This is a genomic window from Vibrio sp. Evd11 (assembly GCF_900382755.1).
GTDB lineage: Bacteria > Pseudomonadota > Gammaproteobacteria > Enterobacterales > Vibrionaceae > Vibrio > Vibrio lentus.
In genome coordinates this window covers 15085-35433 of sequence record NZ_OSDX01000013.1, presented here as the reverse complement: position 1 = coordinate 35433, position 20349 = coordinate 15085, and the positions used below count along the sequence as shown (strand labels likewise).

Below are 20349 nucleotides of genomic sequence, written 5' to 3'. Positions count from 1 at the left end.
TGTTTGTCAACAATATGTTGTCTCAAATGTTGGAAACAAAGAAACCTCGTATTATTTCTAGGCAATTCGAGGTTTCTTTTTATGTGTATCGAATATTTGGTTGGGTAACCTGAACAATTACCGTTATGGGCGTTCGCCAGCTAACAAACGTTTTTCAATATCTGCAATGACATCTGGTAAGTCGGCGATGGTATCAATTAGGTAGTGCGGGTTTGATTTGTTTAGCTTCACGCTTGCTTTTTCACGCGCAGCTGCAAGTGTCGCTTCGTCGGCATCCACATATTCTTGGTAGGTTAAGCCTGCTTCGTTACCTGATAGTACAAGGCCTACTGTCCACATACCTGCGTTGTGGCCTTCATCGATTCCCGGTGCAGCGTCATCCACTTTCACACACGCGGCGACGTTCGTCACACCTAGGTCAATGACGTTTTTAAGCGCCATGAATGGAGCGGGGCGACCGCCTTGCGGTAAGTCATCCGTTGCTACTACGTTGTCAGGAAGATAACCATAATCTGCTGCAGCTGGGATCAGTACATCCATTACTTCACGTGGGTAACCAGAACAAGAGCCTATTTTTACGTTCTTTTCTTTTAGGTTATTTACCACTTCAATAGCGTTTAAAATTGGTGCTGCGTGGTCTGCTACTTTTGCTTTCTGAAGAGGCATGAATGCCGCGTAGATCGCATCAACGTCTTCACTGGTCATCGAGCGTCCGAATTGAGCATTCCAACGAGCGTCAACAGCTGGAATTCGACCCACCGCTTCGATGTGGTCCCATTTGCCGATCCCCATAGGTTCACGCGCTTCTGCTAAAACGATATCAAAGTCAAAACCTTGTCTGAATGCTTCTACAAAAATACTGGTTGGAGCAAACGATCCAAAATCAACGATAGTGCCAGCCCAGTCAAAGATAACCGCTTGGATAGGTGATGTCGTGTTCATAATAGTGTCCTATTGTGTGTCACTTCCCGCCTGTTTAAAACTCAAAGGTTCAGTCGGGAGGTTACTGATTGTTTTAGGTTATTGGTTGCTTGAAATTATTTCTTCAAAACGTGCTTTAAAGGTGATTCAAAGGTATTCGAAGTCTTTGCAGACTTTTGCTATCGCTTTTTCGAATACAGACAGAGCGACTTCTAGTTCGCTACGACTGATGATCAATGGTGGGCTCAACTGAATCACGTTACCTTGTGACACCTTAAAGCTCAGGCCATCGTTCAGGCATTGGTAAAGTACGGCTTCTGCTTCATCGAACGCTCGGGTTTTGGTGATATGATCGTTGACCAACTCCACGCCCCAAAGCAGGCCGATGCCACGAACGTCACCAATGACTGGGTATTTCTCTTTCATTTGAAGCAGCTGCTCACGCATGAATGCGCTGTCGGCTTGCACTTTTTCAAGTAAATTTTCTTGCTCAATCACTTCCATCGTAGCCAGTGCAGCCGCGCAACCGATAGGGCTTTTCTCATGGGTGTAATGACCAAGTGAAACTTGCGCTGCCGTGTTGTATTTGTCTTTAGTGACCATGGCTGCAATTGGAACCAAGCCGCCGCCAAAACCTTTACCGATACATAGAATGTCAGGTTCGATATCAAACGCTTGGTGAGTAAACCATTCGCCGCTACGACCCATGCCGTTTGGGATGTCATCGATGATCAACATGACGTTGTGTTTGTCACATATCTCACGGATACGCTTCCAATAAGCCTTACTTGGCACTTGAACATCTGTATTACGAACCGCTTCTGCAATGAAGGCGCCAATACCGCCTTCTTTTTCAATCACGTACTCAAGGTAATCGGCATAGTGCACATCACATGCAGTCTCGTTTGAATCGCTAGCGTTATTCCCACTTAACGGAAAACTATCGTGAAGCGGGAAAGCACCGCGATAAGAGATGGCTGGTGGAATACGTTCTACGCCTGCCATTAACGGCCCCATGCCTTCGCGGAAACAGGCTTCACCGCCGACAGAGATAGCATCCAGCGACGCGCCATGGAATGAGTCCCACAATGACACTACTTTGAAGTTGTTGGTGACATGTCGAGCCAGTTTGAGCGCCATGCCGATCACCGATGTACCACCCGGAGCAAACAACACGCGGTTTAAATCGCCACCGCAGATCTGTGTGAGTTTTTCGGCGCACTGAACTGCAGTCTCATTGGTGAATCGACGTGGTGAAAACGGCAATGACGCCATTTGCTGAGTCACTCTATTAATAATATGTGGGTGCCCATAACCTAGTTGATGAACATTGTTGCCGTGAAAGTCCATGTATTTCTTGCCCGTCGCATCTTGAATGTAAATACCTTCTGCGGCTTCAAGCGTGTCTAGGCAAGGTGTTGACATCGCTTGATGAAGAAATACGTCAGAGTCACGTTTTAACATCGCTTGAGTTGCATCATCGTTTAGCGACTCGTTCCATTTCTCACGTGCTGGTGTGGTGTTCACATCGCCTTCGCTTCGAAAGTGCGTCGCTTTTAGAGTTGGCTCTTGATTGGTCGTGGTCATTATTTGATGTCCCAGTACATAGCGTTTTTCACTGCGCCAATGAGGGCTTCAATATCAGAAGGGTAAACTTCACCGATGTTACCGATGCGGAAGCAGTCTGCGTTTGAAACCTTGCCCGGATAAATCACAAACCCTTGTTCTTTCAAACGGTCATAGAATTCCTTGAATTGGTAATCGCTATGAGTTGGAGAATAGAAAGAGGTGATGATAGGTGAGTGAAGGTCATCATTGAGCAGTGGTTCAAAGCCAAGAGAACGCATGCCTGCAACCAATGTGGCTTGGTTGGTTTGGTAGCGATTATGACGAGCTTCGATGCCACCTTCTTGCTCCAATTCAAGTAGAGCTTGGTAGAAAGCGCGCACTGTATGAGTCGGAGAGGTGAAGCGCCATTTACCATGGTTGCTTTCCATACAGTGCCATTGGTCAAACAAATCAAGGCTTAATGAGCGAGCTTGGCCTTTACACTTCTCGAGATCTGATTGCTTTGCAATAACAAAGCCGAAGCCAGGTACACCTTGAATGCACTTGTTTGCTGAGCTGATCATGTAATCGATACCTAAGTCAGCAATATCCATAGGGATGCCACCAAAGCTCGACATAGCATCAAGAATGACGGTTTTGTTGTGCTGTTTTGCCAATTTGGCAATCTCTTCAATTGGATTCAGCATGCCAGTGGTGGTTTCACAGTGGACAATCGCCACGTGAGTAATGTCTGAATCCATGGCCAATGCCGTTTCCATTTCGTTCAAGTCAGGCTGTGATGTTTCACCTGGGGAAACGACATGGCATGGAATGTTTAAATATTCTGCGATTTGAGCAATACGAGCACCATACGCACCGTTATCGACAACAAGAAGCTTACCGCTGTTAGAGATAACGCTACCGATTGTTGCTTCAACTGAAGCGGTGCCGCTGCCTTGCATTAATACACTTGTATATCCCGCCTGCTTAGTCGCCAAAGTCACAAGCTTGCTACGAATCACTTCAACAACGCCTTTGTTGTATTCATCATCCCAAGTACACCAGTCTTTTAGCATCGCTTGGCGAACGGTTTCAGAAGTAGATAGAGGACCTGGTGTCAGTAGTAAGTATTCGTTTCTCATGTTCAACTCTCGTGATTTGTGTTTTGGACTATACCAATGTTTGCGATTACTTTAACAACCAATTTAAACGGTCGTAAATAGCCCAAACGTTATTTTCACAAAAGCTTCATATTCAAATTTGTCACTTGTGTTGAGAAATTTTCCGATCTTGAAATTGCCATTTTTTGTTCATTTAATCGTCATAAAAGCCAGTTAGCTTAATACTCGAAATCTGGTACATACCAATGTAAGGATGTGTGCTAACAACCTAAATGAATTTATGGATATAGAAGCCTCTAGATGGAGCTTCTAGCCTTAACAACTTTAACCTTGGCAATTCCTAACCTTGGCATCGGGCCTGACTGGAGAAAATGATGAAAAACCGTTTTATGAAAGGATCACTTGCAGCATTAGTTACTCTATTGGCTGGTAATGCTTATGCAGCACAGGAAGTGACGGTTTACACCGCTTTTGAAACTGACATTTTAGCGAAATACAAAAACGCATTTGAAAGTGAAAACCCAGACATCAACATCAAATGGGTTCGTGATTCAACTGGGATCATGACGGCAAAATTATTGGCCGAGAAAAACAACCCTCGTGCAGAAGTAGTATGGGGCCTTGCGGGTTCTTCAATGGCTCTACTTAAAGATGAGGGCATTCTTAAGCCTTACACTCCTCAAGGTGTAGAAGCGCTGCGTGCAAATCTTAACGACCCGCAATCTACTCAAGCTTGGTATGGCAATGACGCATTCTTCAATGCGGTTTGTTTCAACGAAGTAGTTGCTAAGCAATTGAACCTACCTGCACCTAAATCTTGGGATGACCTAACGAAGCCTATCTACAAAGGCCATATTGCGATGCCAAACCCAGCGTCTTCTGGTACGGGTTACATGCAAGTGTCTGCTTGGCTGCAAAACATGGGTGAAGACCAAGGTTGGAACTACATGCAGAAGCTAGATCAAAACATCGCTCACTACACGCACTCAGGTTCGAAGCCATGTGTTCAAGCCGGTATGGGTGAAGTGGCGATCGGTATTTCTATGGCGAGCCGCGGTGCGAAGCTAAAAACTCAAGGTGCGCCACTTTCTGTGATTACGCCTGAAGGTATCGGTTGGGAATCTGAAGCGGTAGGTCTTGTTAAGCCTTCCGATGCAGCACAACGTGTTATCGATTGGTCTATCTCTAAAGCCGCGAATGAACTTTACATCGAAATGTACCCAGTTGTTGGCCACCAAGATGTCACAGGTAAAGCAGAGAACTTCCCGAACGTAGAGAAGAACATGGCAAAAATGGACTTCGCTCGCATGGGCAGTGAACGTGCAGATGTTCTGAAAACATGGTCTGAGAAGTTTGACGCTAAGTCAGAGCCAAAATCTTAGTCTACTGAGCTACCCAGTTAATTAACTATTTGGTTCATTAGAAGTTAGAAATCAGTAAAGGAAGGCTTCGGTCTTCCTTTTTTAGTTTTACGCCTTTAGGTTTTAAGTAAGGTACAACAAATGAAAAAGCACTACTCATATTGGTTCAAGCAAGCATTGGAACAGGAATTTGGCAGCGTCAATGCGGGACTAGATTCGGCTAAGCCGCTTCAAAAAGACGTTAACTGTGACATCGCCATTGTCGGCGGAGGTTACACTGGTTTATGGACGGCGATTTTAATCAAACAACAACAGCCTCAAAAGCACGTTGTGGTCATTGAAAAAGGCTTGTGTGGCAGCGGTGCTTCTGGTGCTAACGGCGGCTGCATGCTGACGTGGTCGACTAAGTATCCAACGCTGAAAAAGCTCTACGGAAAAGAACAGGCGAAATGGTTGGTTAAGGAATCGGAAAAGGTTATATACGAGATCGAAGCTTTCTGTAACGAACACAACATCGACGCGCACATGTATCGCAGCGGAACTTACTACACGGCGACCAATGAAGCTCAAAAGGGTGGAATGGAGCCTGTTGTTAACGAACTGGTTAAACAGGGTATTAATAGCTGGAAGAAGTGCGATAACTCTTTGGCTGATAAAGCGGGGTCGGATCGCCACATTGAAGGTTACTACTCAGAAGCTGCTGGTAGCGTTCAGCCAGCGTTATTGGCGAGAGGCTTACGCCGCGTTGCGATCGAATTGGGTGTCGAAATATACGAAAACACAGAGATGACTTCTCTTGATTACGGCTCGCCAGCTCGCGTCCAGATTAAAGGTGGGACGATAACTTCCGATAAAGTGATCTTAGCGCTCAATGCATGGATGCTCGATCACTTTAAAGAGTTCAAACGTAGCATTGTGGTTGTCTCGTCTGACATGGTAGTGACCAAGCCTATTCCAGAAAAGCTCAAGCAGTTTGGTCCCGAAAAAGGAGCGGCGGTAGTGGACTCACGTATCTTTGTTCATTACTACCGTGACACTGAGGATGGACGACTCATGTTGGGCAAAGGCGGCAATAAATTCTCGTTTGCCAATCAAGTTGAAAGCATGTTCAACCAAACGACTAACTACATACCGATCCTCAATCAATCTTTCCAGAAATTGTTCCCTAAACTGGAACAGAATGAATTCGATTACAACTGGTCAGGCGGCTCAGATCGTTCGGTCAGCGGTTTGCCATTTTTCGGTAATCTAAAAAGCCAAAGTAATATCTATTATGGGCTTGGTTACTCTGGTAATGGCGTTGCTCAAACCCGTATGGGCGGGAAGATTTTGTCAGCAATGGCACTCGATATCGACAACGCTTGGACACGAAGCGGTTTAACTAAAGGCCCGTTAGGACACTTCCCGCCAGAGCCATTCCGTTGGGTAGGTGCCATGATGGTGCGTGATGCGGTGCGAAGAAAAGAGAACGCGGAAGATTCGGGTAACACGCCATTGTGGCTGGATAAACAGTTATCAAAACTCGCAGGTGCGGCGGGCAAAGCCGACAAGGTTGAATCATAGATTAATCTAGCGTTTAAATTAGAAGTTTACATTTAGGCTCTCAGTGATTTATGGGCAAGTCACTGAGGGCTTTCAACGTTGAGCTCACTTTTAATGCTGAATAAATAGCAATCTTTAATGCTTATTATATCTGCAATATAACTGTCATTTAGCTACTATAAATTTGTCACTCAACTGCAATATTCTCAGTTTAGATTTGGTATATACCATATGGAGAGTGCTGTAGTATGAGCAACCAAACTTATTTGAATATTGAAAACGTTGTAAAGCAATTTGGCCAATTTACAGCGTTAAAAGACATCTCCCTATCGATCGAAAAAGGTGAGTTCGTCTGTTTCCTTGGCCCATCTGGCTGTGGAAAAACCACCTTATTACGTGCGATTGCAGGCCTAGATTTACCAACTTCAGGTTCTATTGAGCAGAACGGTAATGACACGACCTTCTTGCCACCAGAAAAGCGTGATTTTGGCATCGTGTTCCAATCCTATGCTTTGTTCCCAAATCTCACTGTGGAAGAGAACATTGCGATTGGCCTGAAGAATCAAGGGATGTCGACCAAAGAAGCTCTGGAAACAGTAGAGTCTTGGTTAGAGACCATCGGCTTACCAACGTCTGGTCAGAAATACCCAAATCAACTGTCTGGTGGGCAGCAACAACGTGTTGCTTTGGCTCGTGCACTGGCTTTGTCTCCAGGTTTGTTGCTACTTGATGAACCGCTTTCTGCGTTAGATGCGAAGGTCAGAACACACCTGCGCGATGAGATCTGTCAGCTGCAACGTAAACTGGGTATTACCACCATCATGGTGACGCACGACCAAGATGAAGCCTTAACCATGGCCGATCGCATTGTGGTCATGAATCATGGTGTCATTGAGCAAGTAGGCGGCCCACAAGAGATCTACCAAAAACCAGTCAGTCGTTTTGTGGCTGAGTTTGTTGGCAGCATGAACTTCATTCAAGCTTCTGTCGCAGCGCAAGGCAAGATACGTATTGCTGAGTCGATGTTACCGTTGCCGGGTTTAGATAACCTCACTCCAAAACTTGGGGACGTTTTTGATATTGCCGTTCGTCCAGAGCAAATCCAGTTTGTGGATCGTTTTAGTGAGTCATTACCCGTGAGAATCGTATCAAGCGAATTCTTAGGGGCGTTTTATCGTGTTGAGTGTCAATTACAACATGACTCAACGGCGAAAGAGATCATCGTTGATGTATCAGTCAAAGAATTCAATCGATTGAAGCTGCGTCGCAGTGATATTCGTTATGTGGCGTTTGACCAAGAAGGCCTGAGAGCTTACCCATCGAAAAGCCAGCAAGTGATGAAAGACGAGGCGGCGTAAATAATCATGGAATCGACTCAAATGATGCAATCTAAGCTGCTAATTCAACGACGAGTACAGCCTGTTCTGGCTCGATTAAGTAAAGACAACGTAATCCTTTTTGGGCTGTTGGCCTTTTTGTCTGTGGTCATGACGCTGTTTATCCTGATGCCATTGTGGGCAATGTTGAAAAAGAGTGTTCAGAACGCAGACGGTGAATTTGTAGGGTTACAGAATTTCGCAACGTATTTTGCTTCGCAGAGCCTCTGGCTGTCGGTAGGTAACACGTTTACGCTTGGGCTGTTAGTAACGGTTGTCGTGGGTGTATTAGCGTTTGGTTATGCCTATGCGTTGACTCGTTCATGTATGCCTTTCAAGGGGCTTTTTCAGATGTTGGGTTCAGCGCCGATTCTCGCTCCGTCGTTGCTTCCTGCGATCAGTTTGATCTTCTTATTTGGCAATCAAGGTATCGCCAAAGAAGTATTAGGGGGAAATTCGGTATACGGTTTGATTGGTATATCACTCGGCTTAATATTCTGGACTTTTCCACACGCCTTGATGATTCTGACCACCTCCTTAAGAACCTCTGATGCTCGTCTGTATGAGGCGGCACGTGCACTTAATACTTCATCATTAAAAACCTTTTTCATGGTGACGCTACCTGCGGCAAAGTATGGTTTGATAAGCACTCTGATCGTTGTATTTACGCTGGTGGTTTGTGACTTTGGTGTGCCAAAGGTGATTGGTGGTAGTTACAACGTTCTATCGACAGACATCTTTAAACAAGTGGTAGGGCAACAGAATTTCTCTATGGGTGCAGTAACCAGTATTTTATTGCTATTGCCTGCGTTGCTTGCGTTTACTGTGGATCGCTGGGTTCAAAAGAAACAGAAGAGCTTGTTTGATACTCGATCCGTCGCGTACCAACCTGAACCAAACACTCTACGTGATGGCGTGTGTTTGCTCTATTGCACTATCATCTCTGCTGCTGTTGTTATCGTGCTAGGCATGGCGATATACGGTTCTATGGTCACGTTCTGGCCTTGGAACAAAGCGCTTACATTGAATAACTACAACTTCGCAGAAATGAGTACCTACGGTTGGACGCCGTTCTTCAACTCTCTGACGCTCGGTGCTTGGACTGCTATTATCGGTACGGTACTGATTTTCTTGGGTGCATATTGCATTGAGAAAGGCAGAGCATTTGGTCCTGTTCGTCAAGCAATGCAAATGCTCAGTGTGGTCCCGATGGCGGTTCCGGGCATGGTGTTGGGTTTGGGGTACATCTTCTACTTCAATGACTTGAGCAACCCACTTAACTTCTTGTATGGCACGATGGCGTTCTTGGTGATCAACACCGTGGTTCACTATTACACGGTAGGGCACATGACGGCATTAACCGCATTAAAACAGCTGCCTGAGGAGATAGAAGCGACGGCGGCCTCGGTTAACCTACCGCAATACAAGCTGTTCTTTAAGGTGACCGTGCCGGTTTGTTTGCCTGCGATTTTAGATATTGCGACATACCTGTTTATTAATGCACTTACCACGACTTCTGCGGTAGTATTCTTGTATTCTACCGATACGATACCTGCGTCAGTTTCAGTACTGAATATGGATGATGCGGGACAAACCGGTGCAGCAGCCGCCATGGCCGTCATGATCATGATATCGGCGGCAAGTGCGAAGTTGATTCATATGCTAATCAACAAGTTATTTGAGAAGCGCACCCAAGCTTGGCGCAAACGCTAGCGAACCATTTTATATTGCAGTTGGCCAAGGAGTGGCTGACGACAAGAACAAGAATAAAAGGAAATGAAGTGCAGTACGTAAAAATCAAAGACGTCATCGTAGAGCAGATAGAGTCGGGGATGTTAACGCCACGACAGAAGCTGCCTGCGGAGCGAAAACTGGCTGAATCGTTTGATACAACACGAGTAACGTTGCGTGAAGCGCTGTCTTCACTTGAAGCTGAAGGGCGTATTTATCGAGAAGACCGCCGTGGTTGGTTTATCTCTCCAGCGCCGCTGCGCTACGATCCAACGCAAACGCTGAACTTCACTAATATGGCTTTGTCGCAGAATCGTAAGCCGAAAACAGAATTAGTGGCAGCGAAAGGTATGTTAGCAACCAAGGAAGCAACTAAGCTTCTTGAGCTGCAACCTTTTTCGGATGTTTATCGAGTGGACAGAGTTCGTTACCTTGAAGATAGGCCAGTTGTGTATGTGACCAACTACATTCGACCTGAACTGTTCCCTAACTTGCTTGACTACGACTTGTCTAAGTCATTGACGGACATCTACCGAGAGCACTTTGGTGTGGTGTATCAAAAGATACGTTATCGTGTGAGCACAACATCATTGCTGGGTGAAACAGCGCAAGCTCTGCGTGCGACTTCTGGTTCTCCGGCTATGGTGGTTGAGCGTGTTAACTACAATCAGAACGGTGATTTGATTGATTGCGATATTGAATATTGGCGTCATGACGCGATCAGCATTGAGTCGGTCGCACAGCTCGAGCGCTAGTCATACGTTATAACGTTGGCATATCTGCAACTATGCAGGATTGCCCAATTGAAACGATCAAAGGTCTCTTATTCGGAGGCCTTTTTTATCACCTGTTGTCAGCCGTTGTGCTAATTCATCAATAAGTTAGGAATGAAATGGAATTCTCTGCCATTGTAATCGTGATCATTTCAGCTCTGCTTCATGCGGGTTGGAATGTTCTAGGTAAATCTAATCAAGGCTCGGGCTCGTCTTTCTTCTTAGCCTCTGGCTTTGCCGCTGCCGCGATATTGACGCCTTACTTGATCTGGTATGTTCACAGCGTTGGACTGTCAAATATCTTACTTCCATTTTGGCAACTGGTTTTCTTGAGCGGGATTTGCCAAATCATCTATTTGATCGGCTTGGGCGCAGCTTATAAACAGGCTGATATCGGCGTAATTTATCCAATGGCAAGAGCACTGCCCGTGTTGATGGTGGGTTTAGGCACGGTGTTGATAGGCTATGAGCTGTCACCTAATCAGTGGTTTGGGTTCACCTTGATTACCTTGGGCTGTTTGTTTGTACCACTTAAGAAGTTTTCAGATCTTAGGTTAAAAGCGTATCTCAACCTTGGCGTACTGTGGGCGTTAATTGCGGCCATTGGTACCACGGGCTATTCCATAATTGATAAAGAAGCGCTTCTGTTACTCGATCCTTTGAGCACAACAGTTATAACTAACAAGCACACCGCGATTTTCTATCTAGGCATTCAGTTTTGGGCGATTGTGATTCCACTGAGCCTGTGGTTGCTCGTGTCGAATCAAAAAATCGAATTTCATAATGCTTGGTTATTGCGTAAAAGAGCAACACTTGCTGGCATCATGATGGCTTCGACCTATGGCCTCGTATTATTTGCGATGACCATGACTGAAAATGTCAGCTTGGTTGTCGCTCTAAGGCAAGTAAGCATCATCTTCGGCGTAGTGATGGGGATCTACTTTTTAAAGGAAAAGTGGCACGCCACTCGCGGTGTAGGCGTCGTTTTTATCATTGCAGGTTTAGTTATCTCACTGACTTAAAAAGAAATTAAATCCTACCTCCAACCTATAACGTGACTTTTTAGTCACATTTTTCTTATTGATAGCAAACGTTTTACTAATGTTAAAGATGTGATCCTTCTCATAGACAATGCTGTAAAGTTACCGGTAACATCCACTCCAACGTTACCGGTAACATATAATAACAAGCCGGACTCTGTGAAACTCATAAGGATACCCAAATGAAAGCTCTGACTAAAACGCTGATTGCCGCTTCCCTCACTGGTCTATTTGCTACTTCAGCAATGGCTGCAGACTTTAAACTTAAGATTCAATCTTCAGATCCATCTGGTGATTTGAACTTCAAGGTTCAGCAGAAGTGGGCTGAGCGCGTAGAAACGATGTCTAATGGACGTATCGACATCGATCTACTTCCTGTTGGTGCTGTGGTTAAGCACACAGAAACGCTAGGCGCGATCAAAATGGGCATCCTAGATGGTCACATCACAGCAACAGGTTACTTCTCTGGTAAAGATCCAGCTTTTGGTCTTATCGGTAACATGGTTGGTGCATGGTCAGACACAACACAGTTGCTTCAGTACATGAACTACGGTGGTGGTAATGAGCTAATGACTGAACTGTACAAGCCTTACGGTGTTCAGTTCGTTGGTGCTTCAACAACCGGCGTTGAATCATTCATTTCTAAAAAGCCAATCGATGGCGTTGCAGATCTTAAAGGTCTTAAACTGCGTGCGCCTGAAGGCCTAGTTCAACAAGTATTTGCAGCCGCGGGGGCAACTCCAGTAAACCTGCCGGGTTCTGAAGTATTTACTGGCCTGAGCAAAGGTGTAATTGATGCTGCGGACTACACGGTATTCTCTACCAACCAAAAAGCGGGCATGAACGATATCGCTACTCATCCAGTTCAACCGGGCTTCCACTCACTGCCTCTTATCGATATCTCTGTATCTCAGAAGAAGTGGGACAAGATGCCTGCTGATCTACAAACAATGCTGCAAACATCAGTGCGTGACTTCTCTTACGACATGACAACTCAGCTGAAAATGGCTGACCAAGCTGCACTTAAAGAAGCTGAAGCGAACCCAGAAATCACTATCCACGACTGGTCTCAAGAAGAGCGTAAGAAGTTCCGTGAAATCGCGAAAGGCCAATGGAAAGTGTTTGCAGAGCGTTCTGATAACGCAGGAAAAGTTTACACCTCAGTAACCGTATTCTTAGAAGAAAACGGCTTACTGTAACTCAAACTTAGCGTACTGAAGGGGGAGGGCATTGCTCTCCCGTTCTTTCCCAGGATATTTGGCCCATGACAGACAAAACTCCCCATTCCCCAGCTGAAAACGACGAGCAACCAAGAAATGCGCTTGACCGTTTGGTTATAAAATTCAGTAATCTCGTGAGCTGGTTTTTTATCTTCACTGTATTGATTTCATTTTATGAAGTTGTGATGCGTTATGCATTTGATGCCCCGACCACATGGGTACATGAAACAGCTTCTTTCATCGGTGGCTCTTTATTCATTATTGGTGGCATCTACGCGTTTGCCGCAAACAAGCACGTACGAGTAGTTCTTATCTATGACTCAGTGTCTAACCAAGCTCGTAAATATCTTAATCTTGTTCACCATATTGTTGGTTTGGCGTTTGCTGGCATGTTGGCTTACGCGGCATATTTTACTGCAGAAGAATCGTGGTTTGCGCCATGGGGTGAATTCCGTCTTGAGACCTCAGGTTCAGTGTTAAACGCGCCTTATCCCGCGTTACTTAAAGGCCTGATCTTTGTCGTTTTATGTGTTCTTGTTGTCCAGTTTGTATTGCACCTAATCCAAGAGCTGATGGGTCTAAGGAAGAATGACGATGTTTGATTTATCTTCTATTGGTATCGCATGGGGCAGCTTGCTCATGCTGGTTATGATGATTGGCTTGCTACTGACAGGTATGCAGCTAGCGTTTGTAACGGGCTTTGTCGCGATTTTCTTCACCTTGTGTTGGTTTGGCCCTGATGCTTTACCTTTGATTGCGAGCCGAACTTACAGCTTTGCTTCTGGTTATGTATTTCTTGCGGTTCCGATGTTCGTGTTGATGGCCGCTTTGTTAGACCGTTCAGGCATTGCACGTGACCTGTTTGATGCAATGAAATCTGTCGGACGTAAGGTTCGCGGTGGTGTTGCGGTACAAACATTATTAGTCGCGGTTCTGTTGGCTTCGATGTCAGGTGTTATTGGTGGCGAAACCGTACTGCTTGGCATTCTTGCTCTGCCTCAAATGCTTCGCTTAGGCTACGACCGCAAGCTTGCGATTGGTACAACCTGTGCGGGCGGCGCACTAGGCACTATGCTTCCGCCAAGTATCGTACTGATCATTTACGGTATGACAGCGAGTGTGTCGATCGGTGACCTGTTCAAAGCATCTTTCTTGCCAGCGTTTATCCTTGCGGGCTGTTACATCGGTTACGTATTGATTCGCTGTAAGTTGAACCCTTCTCTTGCGCCAATTCCAAGTGATGATGAGACAGAAGAAGATATTGCCAATCAGCCAAGCTACTTCAAAGCTCTGTTCTTCCCATTGCTCTCTGTCGCAACGGTTCTCGGCAGTATCTACACAGGTATCGCATCAGTAACAGAAGCGTCTGCTTTGGGTGTGGTTGGTATCATGATCAGTGCGTTAATCCGTGGTGAACTGAACTTCAGTATGTTGAAAGAGAGTGCCATCGCAACCATGCGTACCTGCGGCATGATTATGTGGATTGGTATCGGTGCAAGTGCATTGGTTGGTATCTACAACCTGATGGGCGGCATTGATTTTGTTGAAGAAACCATCCTTGCGCTCAGTGGCGGTAACGCGACAGTAACGCTATTAATTATGATGGCTATCTTGTTGGTACTAGGCATGTTCCTTGACTGGGTAGGTGTGGCACTTCTGACTATGCCAATCTTCGTTCCAATCATCACTGGCCTTGGTTTTGACCCAGTATGGTTCGGCGTTGTGTTCTGCCTAAACATGCAGGTGTCGTTCTTGTCACCGCCGTTTGGTCCTGCGGCCTTCTACTTGAAATCAGTAGCACCAAAAGACATCAGCTTAGGTGAGATTTTCTCTTCACTACTGCCGTTCATTGCACTTCAAGTATTGGTGCTGGCACTGGTTATTATCTTTCCTCAGCTCGCGCTTTGGTGGCAATAACAGCAAAGGTTCCAGAGCGAGTTTTACGTTCAGGAACCTATCAACAGCAACACAAGTTTAACTATTAGATTCGATTGTCAGCCCCTGTTTTGGTTGGGGCTTAGGGAAGGCTTGCCTTATGAAAAGCAAAAAAATACTCGTGATGGGCGTATCTGGATGCGGAAAAAGCCTGATTGGTAGCCGTATCGCGCAGGCTTTAGAATTTCAATTCTTTGATGGAGATGACTTCCACCCGCCAAGTAATGTAGAAAAAATGCGCCAAGGTATCCCGCTGACTGACGAAGATCGTCAAGGATGGCTAGAAACACTAAATAAGCAATATATCGAACAACCAAGTGCTGTGATTGCATGCTCTGCATTGAAACCTCAATACCGCGAGATTCTGCGAGAGAACAATGAAGACTTAGTGATTGTGTACCTTCAAGGCAGTTTCGATACGATTTGGAATCGCCATAAAGCTCGCGAAAACCATTACTTTAATGGTCAAGAAATGTTGAAAAGCCAATTCGCAACCTTGGTTGAACCTGAGTTAGATGAAGCGTTATTTGTCGATATATCGCAAGATGTTGAGCAAGTCGTAGAAAGTGCACTCAAACAAATTAAGCAGATAGGTTAAACCATGACTCAGATAAAAAATGACATCGCGATGATTGGTTTAGGCGTGATGGGCAAAAGCCTTGCGCTCAACCTATTGGACAACGGCTTTAACGTTGCTGGCTTTGACTTGAATACAGACAATATTGATCGCGCCAGTTCAGAAGCAAAGCTGCTTAATGAATCGTTTACTGGTAAAGGTCAGTTCACACAAGGGACTAGCCTTGAGCATGTGCTGCAAGGGCTCGCGAAGCCGCGTGTAATCGCTTTGTCGGTTCCTGCTGGAAAACCTGTCGATATCGTCGTAAATAGCTTGCTTGATGCTGGCTTAGAAAATGACGACATTGTTATCGATACAGGCAACAGCCTTTGGACAGATACCGAGGCGCGTGAAGTGAGCTACAAAGGCAAACTGCGCTTCTTTAGCACCGCCGTTTCTGGTGGTGAAGAAGGCGCTCGTGTTGGCCCTGCGCTCATGGCGAGTGGCGACCAATCAGCTTGGCAATATGTGAAACCGATGTGGGAAGCGATTGCTGCAAAAGTGGATGCTAATGGACTACCGGTTGCTCAGTTTGAAACGGGTGAAGCGTGCGCGGCGTATGTTGGTCCTTCTGGTTCAGGGCACTATGTGAAAATGGTACACAATGGTATTGAATATGCCGACATGCAGCTTATTTGCGAAGTGTACCATTTCATGCGTGATGTGCTTGAAATGCCAGCTCAAGAGATTGGCCAAGTCTTTGAACAATGGAACAACGGTGTACTTAATAGTTACCTGATGGAAATCAGTGCCGATATTCTTCAACAAGAAGATGTTGTAACGGGTAAGCCGTTCGTTGAGGTTGTGCTTGATAAAGCAGGGCAGAAAGGTACGGGTTTGTGGACGGCAGTTAACAGCCTTCAAGAAGGGTGTCCAACTCCAACTATTGCACAGGCGGTTTATGCACGCGCGATGAGCGGCCAAAAGTCGCAACGAGTGCAGGGAAGCCAACTCTTAAAAGGTACTATTGCGGATGCGAGTCAGTTGGACAAAACAGAGGTTGTCTCTGAACTTCATGATGCTTTGTATTGCGCCAAACTGTCTGTTTATGCGCAAGGTTTTGATTTATTAAAGACAGCGTCAGACAAGGAGGGGTGGAATCTCGATTTCACTCAAATAGCTAAGATTTGGCGAGCGGGTTGTATAATTCGTGCAGCATTCTTACAAGGTATTACATCGGCTTATCAACAAAATGGTGAGCTGGCGAACCTGTTGTTTGATGAGGCTTTCATCAAACAAGTGGAAGAGCGTGAGCTTGCTTGGCGCATCGCGGTAGCGAACTCAGCTCTGTATGGTGTGCCGATGCCGGGAATCAGCTCTGCTCTGAGTTACTTCGACTCATTACGTTGTGAGGTGTTGCCTGCAAATCTGCTGCAAGCGCAACGAGACTATTTTGGTTCTCATACTTATTCGCGAGTCGATAGAGATGAAGCTGAAAAGTTTCACGTGACTTGGAGTCAGTCTCCAAGAACTGAAGTAAAAGTTAACGCTTAAACAGTTAATAACGCCCTCAACAAGATTTTGTCTCAAAAGGTCATTCCTTTTCCGAACTTGTTTACTGGCGCACATTACTTCCCCCTCAATTTATGAATACTTACCCGTAGAGTCTTTGAAAGCGGCAAGTGTTGTAGTTCAAGAGAATATCAAAATAATATATAGTAAATTTGCAAATTGTAGTGAGGTTGTAATGAATGTAATGCTATTTAGTAACGGCAAGTTACCAGGTGACACATCACTTTTAGAGTATGGTAAAGAGTGGATTCGTCCAATGATGGAAAAGGCTCAGCCTAAAAAAATGTTGTTTATTCCATTCGCAATGATTCGAGGGCAATACTCGGATCGCACGCAGCAATTGCAGCAATTGCAGCAAGTGTTCGATGAATATGATTGCGAAGTGGTGAGCATTCATGAAGCCGAAGACCCTGTGCAAGCCTTGAAAGAGGTTGATGGTATCATCATTAGTGGCGGTAATACGTGGGTACTTAACCGTATGCTTCACGATCTAGGTTTGGTAACACCGATGCGTGATGCTGTGATCAACAAAGGTAAGCTGTTTATTGGTTGGAGTGCGGGAACAAATGTCGCAACACCAACGATTCGTACCACTAATGACATGCCAATTGTCAGCGCTGCTATCTTGCCTGCGCTTAACTTTGTACCATTTCAGATTAACCCTCACTATATAGAAGCATCCATTTCTGGGCATATGGGCGAAACACGTGATGAACGTATTGAAGAGTTCTTGTGCATGAACCCAAGTGAAGTCGTTGTTGGTATCCCTGAAGGGACGATGCTGCAAGTGTGTGAAGGGAAATTAACGTACCACACCGCGACAGGCAAGCCAATGAAGCTCTTTAAGCATGGTCGACTTGCAGAAACGTTCACGGCAGACAGCGATCTTGCATTCTTGATGGACATCGGTTGCTAGATAACGAATAGAGACACGTTACAACCTCTTAATAGGGGTAAGTTATGTGCGCAATTGTAATGGGTTAAGCGAAACCCCAGTCTTGATCATCCAAGGTTGGGGTTTTTAATGCGTAATATACACATCAAGTGTAAGTTGAGAACTTATTGAACATCGTCTTCGAAAAGAAGTATTGTTAGTTTTATTAGTGGTACAGCGACGTGTGTGTTTATGATCTGATATCAAGTTTTAGGTGTTTAGTTCTTCTAAAGTAGTCGAAATTCGTTACTATGTTACCAGTAACATTAATCGTAACCATGATGCTGTCAGTATGCTAAGTAAGAAAAAACGTCCCACATTACAAGATGTTGCCAACCTAGTTGGTGTCACCAAAATGACCGTCAGTCGATGTCTACGTGACTCTTCACAGGTATCAGAAGCACTGAGAGATAAGATCAGCGCTGCAGTAGACGAGCTAGGTTATATTCCTAACCGCGCGCCAGACATCCTTTCCAACGCAAAAAGCAATGCGATTGGTGTACTGGTTCCGTCGTTAACCAACCAAGTTTTTGCTGAGGTTATCCGTGGTATCGAGCAAGTCACCGCTCCTGCGGGTTATCAAACCATGATTGCCCACTATGGTTATAGCGCTGAACTGGAAGAACAAAGCATTGCTTCGCTGCTCTCGTACAATGTTGATGCGATTATTCTGTCTGAGAATGTCCACACAGATAGATCTCGAAAAATGCTGCAGACCGCTTCAATCCCCGTGATTGAGATTATGGACTCGGTATCGCCAAGAATTGAACAAGCCGTCGGCTTTGATAACTTCGAAGCGGCTAGAGCGATGACCAAAACCATGCTCGACAGAGGGCGCACCGATATTGCTTATTTAGCCGCTCGTATGGATGAGCGTACTCGCTTGAAAATGGCAGGCTATGAACATGCGATGCAAGAAGCCGACAAAACGCCAGTAACACTGCAAACAGAAGACGCTTCCTCGTTTACTCTTGGTGCAAAACTGATTGGTGAGCTACTTGAGAAACACCCACAAGTGAATGGCATTTTCTGCACTAATGATGACTTGGCGATTGGTGCCTTCTACGAATGTGTACGTCGTGGTATTCAAGTTCCAGAACAGATGGCGATAGCAGGTTTCCACGGACACGATATCACAGTGGCGATGACACCGCGTTTGGCGACTGTCGTAACACCTAGGGAGCAAATTGGTAAAGTCGCTGCACAGCAAGTTGTAGCGCGTTTACAAGGCAATAAAGAATGGGTTGCGAAGCTGGATCTCGGTTATGAGATTGAAGTAGGTGAGAGTATTTAATCTTACACTTTGGCTTTGATCTTCATCGGATTCAAACTAAAACGCCCTTAACGAGATGAACTTCGCTAAGAGCGTTTTCTATTTATTCTGTGAATACAGAAAACCACGGGTTTACCCGTGGATGAATGCCAATTCCAAAATTACAGCGTAAGCTGTTTGTAATTTTGGTCAACGCTTTAGCGTTGTCACGGTAAGTACCCCGGGCATGCCCGGGGGAATCTTCCTAGCAAAAAGATGTATGTAATAATACCAATCGTAGCAAATAACTGGTCACCCTAGCTTGTTAAAAAACTTGATAACTTCGTTAGAATTTTTGATTGTAGAATAACTACTTATCGAAAAATTCAGCCTTGTTCTCAAGCTTTTTTTCTGCGCTATTTTTGATCACTTACTTACTGTGATTGGTATAGCAGGCTTAACCCGCTAAAGCTTGAGCATCTTGTTGCTTCAGCACTTTGTGGCCATCTTCAGTGACGCCACGCTTCCAATAACTGCTGATGTAGATGTTCTCTTTAGCGACTTCTTTTTCGTTGCGGAAGTATTGTCTTAGTGCGCGCATGCTTTCAAATTCACACGCTGTCCAGATCGAAACCTGACCGTCTAACCATTCTGAGTTGCGAACCGTTTGTGAAAGAGATTCTGAGGTTTGATCTTCAATCAGCCACGTTACTTTTATACCTTGAGGTACTTCAAGTGTTTGCTTGTCTGCTGCTGAATTGATCTGAATGACAGCGTGGCCTGCTGCGTGTTCCGGAAGCGTTTTTACTTTTGCAGAGAGCGCAGGTAGCGACGTCATATCTGCCACCAAGAAGAACCAATCCGATTCTAGATTCAGCCCTTGAATTAATCCAGGGCCTGCCACTGAAACCTTGTCACCTACTTCTGCGTTCATTGCCCATCTTGCAGCAAAGCCACATTGCAGATCTGTGGTGATGTGACGAACGAAGTCAACCTCAATCCACTTTTCTACTGGGTTGTATTGACGAATGGTGTAAGTGCGCATGGTTGGGCGCTCACCTTCGTTCAGCTGGCTTAAATCAGTGGTGCCGAGTGGCGAGAACAAAAGCTTGATGTAGCCGCCAGTACATTCGGTTGGGTACTTACTTAATCCTTCACCGCTAAGCGTTATACGCTGCATATTCGGTGTAATTGTTGAGGTTTGAGTAACGGTTAATGTGATAGGGCTAGGCTTGCTCATATAAGGCTCTCTTAGATTCTGATTTTTACATCATAATCCTGAACAAGAAAACACTCAATACTAATGGTTATCATTTACTTTTATTTACACAAGCACAACGTAACTTGAATCATCCATCGAGTTATCTACCAATCCTGATATCAATATCGACAAAAAAGCCCTTTAGAAAACTAAAGGGCTTGATGAACGAGCTTGTTGAGTAAGAATACTGTTAGCTGTTAGCTGTT

The 20349-nt window shown here is 45.2% G+C and carries 17 protein-coding genes; 13 read left to right on the top strand and 4 right to left on the bottom strand.

All coding sequences use genetic code 11. The features are described 5' to 3' along the window. Positions 1-123: 123 nt before the first annotated feature. The 3 genes from phnX to phnW all read right to left on the bottom strand — a co-directional run bounded on the left by phnX (position 124) and on the right by phnW (position 3611). Positions 124-942 carry a phosphonoacetaldehyde hydrolase gene (gene phnX / locus ED652_RS08000; protein WP_122054226.1) on the bottom strand — a complete coding sequence of 273 codons (819 nt, stop codon included), beginning with the start codon at positions 940-942 and terminating at the stop codon, positions 124-126. A gap of 126 nt (positions 943-1068) precedes the next feature. After that, positions 1069-2508, bottom strand: a complete 1440-nt coding sequence (locus tag ED652_RS07995; protein WP_122054224.1) for an aspartate aminotransferase family protein — start codon at positions 2506-2508, stop codon at positions 1069-1071. Further along, on the bottom strand, positions 2508-3611 hold the full coding sequence (gene phnW, locus ED652_RS07990; RefSeq protein ID WP_122054222.1) for a 2-aminoethylphosphonate--pyruvate transaminase: 1104 nt from the start codon (positions 3609-3611) through the stop codon (positions 2508-2510). Before phnW ends, ED652_RS07995 begins: the two co-directional genes overlap by 1 nt. 350 nt (positions 3612-3961) lie before the next feature. On the opposite strand from phnW, the gene ED652_RS07985 reads away from it, so the two are divergent. The 13 genes from ED652_RS07985 to gntR all read left to right on the top strand — a co-directional run bounded on the left by ED652_RS07985 (position 3962) and on the right by gntR (position 18924). Then, a complete protein-coding gene (locus ED652_RS07985) occupies positions 3962-4972 on the top strand; it encodes a putative 2-aminoethylphosphonate ABC transporter substrate-binding protein (protein WP_122054220.1) in 1011 nt (336 codons plus the stop codon). A 120-nt stretch (positions 4973-5092) separates the two neighbouring features. Then, the gene (locus tag ED652_RS07980) at positions 5093-6514 is read left to right on the top strand and encodes an FAD-dependent oxidoreductase (protein WP_122054218.1); all 1422 of its coding nucleotides are present in this window, start codon (positions 5093-5095) and stop codon (positions 6512-6514) included. A gap of 227 nt (positions 6515-6741) precedes the next feature. Further along, entirely contained in the window at positions 6742-7851 is a 1110-nt protein-coding gene (locus ED652_RS07975) for a putative 2-aminoethylphosphonate ABC transporter ATP-binding protein (RefSeq protein WP_122054216.1), read from the top strand. Between the two features lie 21 nt (positions 7852-7872). Continuing rightward, positions 7873-9582, top strand: a complete 1710-nt coding sequence (locus ED652_RS07970; RefSeq protein ID WP_174214623.1) for a putative 2-aminoethylphosphonate ABC transporter permease subunit — start codon at positions 7873-7875, stop codon at positions 9580-9582. Positions 9583-9650: 68 nt separating this feature from the next. Next, positions 9651-10355: a phosphonate utilization transcriptional regulator PhnR gene (gene phnR / locus ED652_RS07965; RefSeq protein WP_122054212.1), complete on the top strand. Its 705-nt coding sequence runs from the start codon at positions 9651-9653 to the stop codon at positions 10353-10355. A 137-nt stretch (positions 10356-10492) separates the two neighbouring features. Further along, positions 10493-11395 (top strand): EamA family transporter, encoded by a 903-nt coding sequence (locus ED652_RS07960; protein ID WP_122054210.1) that lies wholly within the window; start codon positions 10493-10495, stop codon positions 11393-11395. 200 nt (positions 11396-11595) lie between these two features. Next, the gene (locus ED652_RS07955; RefSeq protein WP_122054208.1) at positions 11596-12612 is read left to right on the top strand and encodes a TRAP transporter substrate-binding protein; all 1017 of its coding nucleotides are present in this window, start codon (positions 11596-11598) and stop codon (positions 12610-12612) included. A 65-nt stretch (positions 12613-12677) separates the two neighbouring features. Beyond that, positions 12678-13235 carry a TRAP transporter small permease subunit gene (locus ED652_RS07950; protein WP_102515829.1) on the top strand — a complete coding sequence of 186 codons (558 nt, stop codon included), beginning with the start codon at positions 12678-12680 and terminating at the stop codon, positions 13233-13235. Next, positions 13228-14550 (top strand): TRAP transporter large permease subunit, encoded by a 1323-nt coding sequence (locus ED652_RS07945; RefSeq protein ID WP_010428786.1) that lies wholly within the window; start codon positions 13228-13230, stop codon positions 14548-14550. The genes ED652_RS07950 and ED652_RS07945 overlap by 8 nt, the downstream gene beginning before the upstream one ends. 118 nt (positions 14551-14668) lie before the next feature. Continuing rightward, entirely contained in the window at positions 14669-15166 is a 498-nt protein-coding gene (locus ED652_RS07940) for a gluconokinase (RefSeq protein WP_122054207.1), read from the top strand. A 3-nt stretch (positions 15167-15169) separates the two neighbouring features. Next, positions 15170-16678 (top strand): NADP-dependent phosphogluconate dehydrogenase, encoded by a 1509-nt coding sequence (gene gndA, locus ED652_RS07935; protein ID WP_122054205.1) that lies wholly within the window; start codon positions 15170-15172, stop codon positions 16676-16678. 193 nt (positions 16679-16871) lie between these two features. Further along, positions 16872-17612, top strand: a complete 741-nt coding sequence (pepE, locus tag ED652_RS07930) for a dipeptidase PepE (RefSeq protein ID WP_162929930.1) — start codon at positions 16872-16874, stop codon at positions 17610-17612. A gap of 310 nt (positions 17613-17922) precedes the next feature. Continuing rightward, positions 17923-18924 (top strand): gluconate operon transcriptional repressor GntR, encoded by a 1002-nt coding sequence (gene gntR, locus ED652_RS07925; protein WP_122054297.1) that lies wholly within the window; start codon positions 17923-17925, stop codon positions 18922-18924. Between the two features lie 415 nt (positions 18925-19339). Here gntR and ED652_RS07920 read toward each other — a convergent pair whose 3' ends face one another. Beyond that, positions 19340-20122: a siderophore-interacting protein gene (locus ED652_RS07920; RefSeq protein WP_122054203.1), complete on the bottom strand. Its 783-nt coding sequence runs from the start codon at positions 20120-20122 to the stop codon at positions 19340-19342. Positions 20123-20349: the final 227 nt, after the last annotated feature.

Bases quoted from the DNA above. Each gene is read 5' to 3' on its own strand.
- phnX (WP_122054226.1), bottom strand. From the start codon at position 942: ATGAACACGACATCACCTATCCAAGCGGTTATCTTTGACTGGGCTGGC.
- ED652_RS07995 (WP_122054224.1), bottom strand. From the start codon at position 2,508: ATGACCACGACCAATCAAGAGCCAACTCTAAAAGCGACGCACTTTCGA.
- phnW (WP_122054222.1), bottom strand. From the start codon at position 3,611: ATGAGAAACGAATACTTACTACTGACACCAGGTCCTCTATCTACTTCT.
- ED652_RS07985 (WP_122054220.1), top strand. From the start codon at position 3,962: ATGATGAAAAACCGTTTTATGAAAGGATCACTTGCAGCATTAGTTACT.
- ED652_RS07980 (WP_122054218.1), top strand. From the start codon at position 5,093: ATGAAAAAGCACTACTCATATTGGTTCAAGCAAGCATTGGAACAGGAA.
- ED652_RS07975 (WP_122054216.1), top strand. From the start codon at position 6,742: ATGAGCAACCAAACTTATTTGAATATTGAAAACGTTGTAAAGCAATTT.
- ED652_RS07970 (WP_174214623.1), top strand. From the start codon at position 7,873: ATGATGCAATCTAAGCTGCTAATTCAACGACGAGTACAGCCTGTTCTG.
- ED652_RS07960 (WP_122054210.1), top strand. From the start codon at position 10,493: ATGGAATTCTCTGCCATTGTAATCGTGATCATTTCAGCTCTGCTTCAT.
- ED652_RS07955 (WP_122054208.1), top strand. From the start codon at position 11,596: ATGAAAGCTCTGACTAAAACGCTGATTGCCGCTTCCCTCACTGGTCTA.
- ED652_RS07950 (WP_102515829.1), top strand. From the start codon at position 12,678: ATGACAGACAAAACTCCCCATTCCCCAGCTGAAAACGACGAGCAACCA.
- ED652_RS07945 (WP_010428786.1), top strand. From the start codon at position 13,228: ATGTTTGATTTATCTTCTATTGGTATCGCATGGGGCAGCTTGCTCATG.
- ED652_RS07940 (WP_122054207.1), top strand. From the start codon at position 14,669: ATGAAAAGCAAAAAAATACTCGTGATGGGCGTATCTGGATGCGGAAAA.
- gndA (WP_122054205.1), top strand. From the start codon at position 15,170: ATGACTCAGATAAAAAATGACATCGCGATGATTGGTTTAGGCGTGATG.
- pepE (WP_162929930.1), top strand. From the start codon at position 16,872: ATGAATGTAATGCTATTTAGTAACGGCAAGTTACCAGGTGACACATCA.
- gntR (WP_122054297.1), top strand. From the start codon at position 17,923: ATGCTAAGTAAGAAAAAACGTCCCACATTACAAGATGTTGCCAACCTA.
- ED652_RS07920 (WP_122054203.1), bottom strand. From the start codon at position 20,122: ATGAGCAAGCCTAGCCCTATCACATTAACCGTTACTCAAACCTCAACA.